Source organism: Streptomyces mayteni (assembly GCF_054783955.1).
The window spans coordinates 20,843-28,105 of sequence record NZ_BAAGPR010000107.1; the positions used below are offsets into that span (position 1 = coordinate 20,843).

5 protein-coding genes are annotated in these 7,263 nt (G+C 74.3%); all 5 read left to right on the top strand.

Annotated features, from left to right (window positions below):
- Window positions 1–94 precede the first annotated feature (94 nt).
- Window positions 95–1,336, top strand: coding sequence for a Gfo/Idh/MocA family protein (locus ACYVPE_RS32260; protein WP_461037324.1), 1,242 nt, complete (start codon window positions 95–97; stop codon window positions 1,334–1,336).
- A gap of 96 nt (window positions 1,337–1,432) precedes the next feature.
- On the top strand, window positions 1,433–2,377 hold the full coding sequence (locus tag ACYVPE_RS32265) for a sugar phosphate isomerase/epimerase family protein (RefSeq protein ID WP_461037325.1): 945 nt from the start codon (window positions 1,433–1,435) through the stop codon (window positions 2,375–2,377).
- A 205-nt stretch (window positions 2,378–2,582) separates the two neighbouring features.
- Window positions 2,583–4,688 carry a PQQ-dependent sugar dehydrogenase gene (locus ACYVPE_RS32270; protein ID WP_461037326.1) on the top strand — a complete coding sequence of 702 codons (2,106 nt, stop codon included), beginning with the start codon at window positions 2,583–2,585 and terminating at the stop codon, window positions 4,686–4,688.
- Window positions 4,689–4,778: 90 nt separating this feature from the next.
- Complete coding sequence (locus ACYVPE_RS32275) at window positions 4,779–5,960, top strand: inositol-3-phosphate synthase (RefSeq protein ID WP_461037327.1); 1,182 nt, start codon at window positions 4,779–4,781, stop codon at window positions 5,958–5,960.
- The coding region (locus ACYVPE_RS32280; RefSeq protein WP_461037328.1) for a UbiA family prenyltransferase at window positions 5,957–7,263 on the top strand (1,307 nt) is incomplete at its 3' end. The genes ACYVPE_RS32275 and ACYVPE_RS32280, both read left to right, overlap by 4 nt.

Sequence of the window (7,263 nt, forward strand, 5' to 3'; positions counted from 1 at the left end):
GGGCCCGACGGCCTGACGGCACTGCGACGTCGAAGGACACGTCGCGGTGCCGAAACCCGGACCGGAGGTCCCCGCAGTCGACGACGGAGGTCGCATGAGCACACTCAACAGCTCGAACAACCGCCCAGGGACCGCCGAACAGGCGGCCGGCCGGGAGCTCGGCATCGGCATGGTCGGTTACGGCTTCATGGGCATGGCCCACTCCCAGGGCTGGCGCAACGCCAGAAGCTTCTTCGACCCGCCGCTGCGCCCCAGGCTCGCCGCCCTCGGCGGCCGGAACCGGGACGCGGCGGGTGAGCTGGCCGACCGCTTCGACTGGCCGGTGGTGGAGACCGACTGGCGGGCCCTGGTGGCGCGGGACGACGTGCACATCGTCGACGTCTGCACCCCGGGCGACACCCACGCCGAGATCGCCGTCGCCGCCCTGGAGGCGGGCAAGCACGTGCTGTGCGAGAAGCCCCTCGCGAACACCGTCGCCGAGGCCGAGGCCATGGCCGAGGCGGCGGCCAAGGCCCGCGAACGCGGCGTCCTCTCGATGCTCGGGTTCACCTACCGGCGGGTCCCCGCCCTGTCGCTGGCCCGCCGGCTGGTGGCCGAGGGCCGCCTCGGCAGGCTGCGGCACGTGCGGGCCCGCTACCTCCAGGACTGGCTGACCGACCCGGCCGCGCCCTACACCTGGCGGATGTCCAGGGAACGGGCCGGCTCGGGTGCGCTCGGCGACATCGGCGCGCACGCCGTCGACCTCGCCCAGTACCTCACCGGCGAGTTCGTCACCGGCGTCAGCGCCGTCACCGACACGTTCGTCCACGAGCGTCCGCTGCCGGACGGCGGCGGCACCGGCACGGTGACCGTCGACGACGCGGCCGTCTTCCTCGGCCGGCTCGACGGCGGTGCGCTGGCCAGCTTCGAGGCCACCCGCTACGCCACGGGCCGCAAGAACGCGCTGCGGATCGAACTCAACGGCGACCGCGGCAGCCTCGCGTTCGACCTGGAGGAGCTCAACGTCCTCCACTTCCACGACGCCACCGCCGACACGGTCGTCCAGGGCTTCACCCGCATCCTGGTGACCGAGCCGGAACACCCCTACCTCGAAGCCTGGTGGCCGCCTGGTCACGGCCTCGGCTACGAGCACGCCTTCGCCCACCAGGCCGTCGACCTGCTGTCGGCCATCGACGCCGGGACCGACCCGGAGCCGTCCTTCGCGGACGGACTGCGCGTGCAGCGGGTGCTCGCCGCCGTCGAGGAGTCCCACGAGGCCGGCGGTTCCTGGACCGCGATCCCGGCGCCGGCCACGGCGCCCGGGGCCGCGTCGGAGCCGGCGACCGAGACCGCCTGACCCGCACCCCCAAGACCCCCCGCCTCGGGTGATCTCCCCCGAGGCGGGGCAGCCACCCCCACGTGACACCACCCCCCAGGAAACACAGGAGCCGTCATGTGTTACGGATTCGACGGAGACAGATCACTCACCGACTCACTCGCCGCCCGGGGCATGGGCCGCCGCACGCTGCTGCGCGGCGCGGCCCTCGGCGCGATCGGCGCCGGCGCCGCCCTCGCCGCCGCCCCGGTCGCCTCGGCCCAGGGCAACCCCGGGCACGGCCACGGCGGTTCCCTCGTTCCGCGGAGCAAGATCAGCGTCCAGCTGTACACGCTCCGCGCGGACCTGGGCGGCGCGGCCGGCTACGACGCCACCCTCCGCTCGCTCGCCAGGATCGGCTACCGCAAGGTCGAGCAGGCCGGCTACTACGGCCGCACCGCCCGCGAGCTGCGCCGCTTCCACGACAGCCTCGGCATCCGCACCACGTCGAGCCACGACGGGATCAGCGCCGACGACGCCGCCCTGCGCACCAAGCTCGAGAACGCCCGGATCATGGGCCAGAAGTACGTCAACGTGCCCTACCTCGCGTCCACCAACGCCGAGGACTGGTACCAGTGGGCCGAGCGGATGAACGTCGAGGCCCGCGCCGCCCGCCGCCAGGGGCTGCACTACGGCTACCACAACCACGCCCACGAGTTCACCACCGACCTGGGCCGCGGCCGCACCCCGTGGGACATCCTCACCCGCGAACTCGACCCGCGCTACGTGCACCTGGAGATAGACCTCTACTGGACCGTCAGGGCCGCCGTCGAACTCGGCGAGCGCGACGTCGAACGCTTCTCGCTCGACGTCATCCGCCGCGCCCCGCAGCGCGTCATCCAGTTCCACGTCAAGGACCGCAGCCGCACCGACGGCGACATGGCCGACCTCGGCACCGGAGTCATCGACTTCCCGAAGATCTTCCGCGCGCACAAGGTCGACGAGTACATCGTCGAGAACGACACCCCCGACGTCACGCCGCTCCAGTCGGCCGAGGTCGGGTACGACTACCTCGCCTCGTAGCGCGAGCCCGGCCGCACGTCCCTTCCCCCTCCGACACCGGCCGCCGACTCTCTCGGGACACGGCACCCACGCAACCCCCTCGCTCCTGGTGGCGGCCGCTCAGGCCGCCACCAGGCAAGGCCCTGCCGTCTCGCTGGCACGAACGGTACGGGCAACGAACCGCCGGCCATACGCGCACGAAGAGGTAGCAATGCGAAGGAAAACCATGCCGACCCTCGTGGCGGTGATGGCGACCGCGCTGTTGAGCGTACCCGCTGTCGCCTACGCCCACGAAGGACACGAGGACTCCCCGACCGCACCCACGACCTCCGAGTTCCAGAAGGTCACCCTCAACGACACGCCCGGCGAACCCATCGACCTCGCCGTGCTCCCCGACGGTAGAGCGATGCACACCACCCGCGGTGGGCAGGTGTGGATAAACAACCCCGACAACGGCCTCAACACCCTCGCCGCCGAGCTCGACGTGTACGAGCACGACGAGGAGGGCCTGCAGAGCATCGCCGTCGACCCGGGCTTCAACGGCCGCTCCAACAGCTGGGTCTACCTGTACTACGCCCCGCCGCTCGACACCCCGGTCGACGACCCGGCCACCCCGAACGTCAACGAGGGCGACGCGCCCCTCACCGGCACCCCCGAGGACTTCGAGCCGTTCGAGGGCTACACCCAGCTCTCCCGCTTCCAGCTGCGCGGCGACTCCCTCGACCTGTCGACCGAGCAGCGGATCATCGAGGTGCCGGCCACCCGGGGCATCTGCTGCCACGTCGGCGGCGACATCGTCTTCGACAGCGACGACAACCTCTACCTGTCCACCGGCGACGACTCCAACCCGTTCGCCTCCGGCGGCTACACCCCGATCGACGAGCGGGCCGACCGCAACCCCGCCTACGACGCGCAGCGCACCTCCGCCAACACCAACGACCTGCGCGGCAAGGTGCTGCGCATCAAGGTGAACCGGGACGGCTCGTACTCCGTGCCGCGCGGCAACCTGTTCAGGTCGGGCACCGAGGGCACCCGCCCCGAGATCTACCTGATGGGCCTGCGCAACCCGTTCCGGATCGAGATCGACCCGCGGACGGACGCGCTCTACGTCGCCGACTACTCGCCAGACGCGCGCGTCGCCGACCCGGGCCGCGGCCCGGACGGCACCGGCAAGTGGTTCGTCGCCACCCGCTCGGGCAACCACGGCTGGCCCTACTGCGTGACCCCGAGCATGCCGTACGTCGACTTCGACTTCGCCACCAACATCTCGGGCGAGCCGTTCGACTGCGCGGCCCCGGTGAACGAGTCGCCGCACAACACCGGGCTGACCGAACTGCCCACCGTCGTCCAGCCGGAGATGTGGTACGGCTACGGCGAGTCGGCGAACTTCCCCGAGCTCGGCACCGGCGGCATCGCCCCGATGGCCGGCCCCTCCTACGACTACGAGCGGCGGGTCGAGGTCCGCAACGGCTCCCGCGCCTGGCCCCGGGAGTACGAAGGCCACCCGCTGTTCTACGAGTTCAGCCGTGACCGGGTCTGGGGCTTCGAACTCGACCGCCGGAACAACCTCACCGGCATCGAGGAAGTGCTCGCCGAGGTGGACTTCTCCTCGCTGATCGACATGGAGTTCGGCCCCGACGGCGCGCTCTACGTGCTGGAGTACGGCAAGGGCTTCTTCGCCCAGAACCCCGAGGCGCAGCTCGCCCGCATCGACTACACAGGACGCGAGGGCAACCACACCCCGGTGCCCCGCGCCTCCGCCGACGTCACCGGCGGACACGCGCCGCTGGCCGTCAACTTCTCCAGCGAGGGCACCGAGGACGCGGACGGCGACCGGCTGCGCTACGCCTGGGACTTCGACTCCGACGGTCGGATCGACTCCCGGGAGGCCAACCCGTCGTTCACCTACACCGAGGACGGCCTCTACACCGCCTCCCTCCGGGTGACCGACCAGACCGGCCGGGCCGCCAACGCCGAGGTGGAGATCGTCATCGGCAACGACGTGCCGCAGGTCTCCTTCGTCACCCCGGCCGGCGGTGAGGAGTTCTCCTTCGGCGACACGATCGCCTACGAGGTGACCGTCACCGACGACCAGCCGTTCGACTGCTCGCGGGTCTCGGTGACCTACACCCTGGGCCACGACACGCACGGTCACCCCATCACCACCGCCCGAGGCTGCGTCGGCTCGATCACGACCGCCCTGGACGACTCGCACGACCCGGAACACGACAACCTGCGGGGCGTGTTCACGGCCAGCTACACCGACCCCGGCGTGAACGGGCTTCCCCCGCTCACCGGCACCGCCGAGGTGACGCTCGTCCCGGTGCAGTGACCGGGACCGGGTGAGCCCCGGCCGGGCCCCGGGTGACACCGGGGCCCGGCCGGGGCAATCCCATGGAAACACCGACCAGGAGGTCACCACATGTCCGCGCTGTCCCCTCGCTCTCCCGCTCCCCGGATCGGCGCCTGGTTCGTCGGCGCCCGGGGCTCGGTGGCCACCACCGCGACCGTGGGCACCCTCGCGCTGCGCGCCGGGCTCGGCTCGCCCGACGGCTGCGTCGCCGAACTGCCGGACGTCGCCGTGGCCCGCCCGCCGGCGCTCGGCGAACTGATAACCGGGGGCCACGAGCTGGGGCACGGCTCGCTGCCCAAGCGGGCCGAGGAACTGGCCGCGGGCGGCGTCTTCCCCGCCCACCTCGCCCGCGCGCTCAGCGCCGAACTCGCCGAGGCCGACGGCCGAATACGCCCCGGCGCGGGACCCGGCGGCGAGACCCAGCGGGCGGCCGCCCGCCGCATCAGGGACGACATCGTCGCCTTCCGGGACCGGCACGGCCTCGACGACGTCATCGTCGTCGACGTGTCGAGCACCGAGCCGCCGGCCGCCGACACGGCGGCGCTCACCGACCTCGACGAGCTCGAACGGGCCCTGGACGCCGGGGAGTCGCCGCTGTCGGCGTCCTCGCTCTACGCCTACGCCGCCTACCGGGCGGGCTGCCCGGTCGTCGCCTTCACCCCGAGCCCCGGGCCGCGCCCCGCCGCGCTCGTCCAACTCGCCGCCCGCGAGGGCCTGCCGTGGGCCGGCTCGGACGGCAAGACCGGCGAGACGCTGCTGAAGTCGGCGCTCGCCCCGATGTTCGCCAACCGCGCCCTGACGGTGCGGTCCTGGACCTCCGTCAACCTCCTCGGCGGCGGCGACGGCCGCACGCTCGCCGACCCGGCGGCCGCGGAGAGCAAGCTCCGCACCAAGGGCCAGGGCCTGGAGGCGATCCTCGGCCACCCCGTCGACGGGCCGATGCACATCGACTACGTCGCCGACCTCGGCGACTGGAAGACCGCCTGGGACCACGTCTCCTTCGAGGGGTTCCTCGGCACCCGCATGCAGCTCCAGTTCACCTGGAGCGGCTGCGACTCGGCGCTGGCCGCGCCGCTGGTCCTCGACCTGGTGCGGCTGACGGCGCGCGCCCACCAGGCCGGCGAGACCGGCCCGCTCGGCGCGCTCGGCTTCTTCTTCAAGGACCCGGCGGGCGACGACGTCGCCCACGACCTCGGCACCCAGTGGCGCGCCCTCACCACCTGGTGCGCGGCGCTCGGGGAGCGGGCGTGAGGCTCCGCGACGTCGCCGAACTCGTCAGGCTGCCGGCCGCGTTGACCGTCCCCGGCGACAGCCTGGCCGGCGCGGTGGCGGCCGGCTGGCCCTACGGCCGCCGCACGTGGGCGGCGCCGGCCGCCTCCGCCTGCCTCTACCTGGCCGGCATGGCGCTCAACGACTTCGCCGACGCCGACCTGGACGCGCGCGAGCGGCCCGAGCGGCCGATCCCGTCCGGCCGCGTCGACGCCTTCCAGGCCCTCGGCCTGGCGGCCGGCCTGACCGGCGCCGACCTCGGCCTCGCCGCGGCCGCCGGCGGCCGGCGCGCCCTGCGGGTCGCGGTGCCGCTGGCCGCGACGGTCTGGGCCTACGACCTGTGGGCCCAACGCAACGCGGCCGGCCCCGCGTTCATGGCCGCGGCCCGCGGCCTCGACGTCCTGCTCGGCGCCGGCGGCAACGCGAAGGCGGCCGCGCTGCCGGCACTCGCCGTCGCCACCCACACGGCGGGCGTCACCACCCTCAGCCGCGGCGAGGTCCACGGCGCGAGCCGCTCCGCGGTCTCGGCGGCCCTCGCCGGCACGGCCACGGCCACGGCCATGGCCACGCTCAGCGCGGCCAGCACCGCCCGAAGGCCGGCCCCGGGCCGGCCCGCGGCCCACGGCGGCCCCGCCATGGGCCCCCACGGGGCCCTGGAGGCCGTGGGCGGCGCGGTACCGGCGCTGCGCACCCCGGGCCGGCCTGCGGCCGCCAGCGGGGCCGTCACGGGCCTGCGGGGCGGTCCTGCGCGGAGCGCGGGAGTTGGCGGTTCGGTGCCGGTTCCGCCTGGCGGCGGAGCCGTCGCCCCGAAGCCCGTGGGCGGCACCGTACCGGCGTTGCGCGCCGTGTCCCGGCCTGCGGCCGGTGGCGCGGGCGGCACCGGCGTCCGTGTGGCCGTGGCCGCGGCCGGTGACGGGGCTGCCACGGGCCTCCGCGGCGCCCTGGCGGCGCTGCGGGGCGGACCTGTGGCCCATGGTGGGGCCGCTACCGGCGTCCGTGCGGCGTTGGCCGCGCTGCGCGCGGGCGCCGCGACAGCCTCTGGTTCCGCGCGAAGCGCGGGAGTTGGTGCGTCGGTGAGCCCGGCCAGTGGCCCGCCCGGGGGCGGAGCTGCCGCCCTGGGGGCGGTGGAGGCCACGGGCGGCGCGGTACCGGCGCTGCGCACCCCGGGCCGGCCTGCGGGCGCCGGTGGTTCGGCGACCGCGGTCGCCGGCCCGTCCGGCCGTGGGGTCGCCGCGCTCGGCAGGACCACCGGTCCACCCGGCGGCAGCGCCGCCGTGCCGCCGCG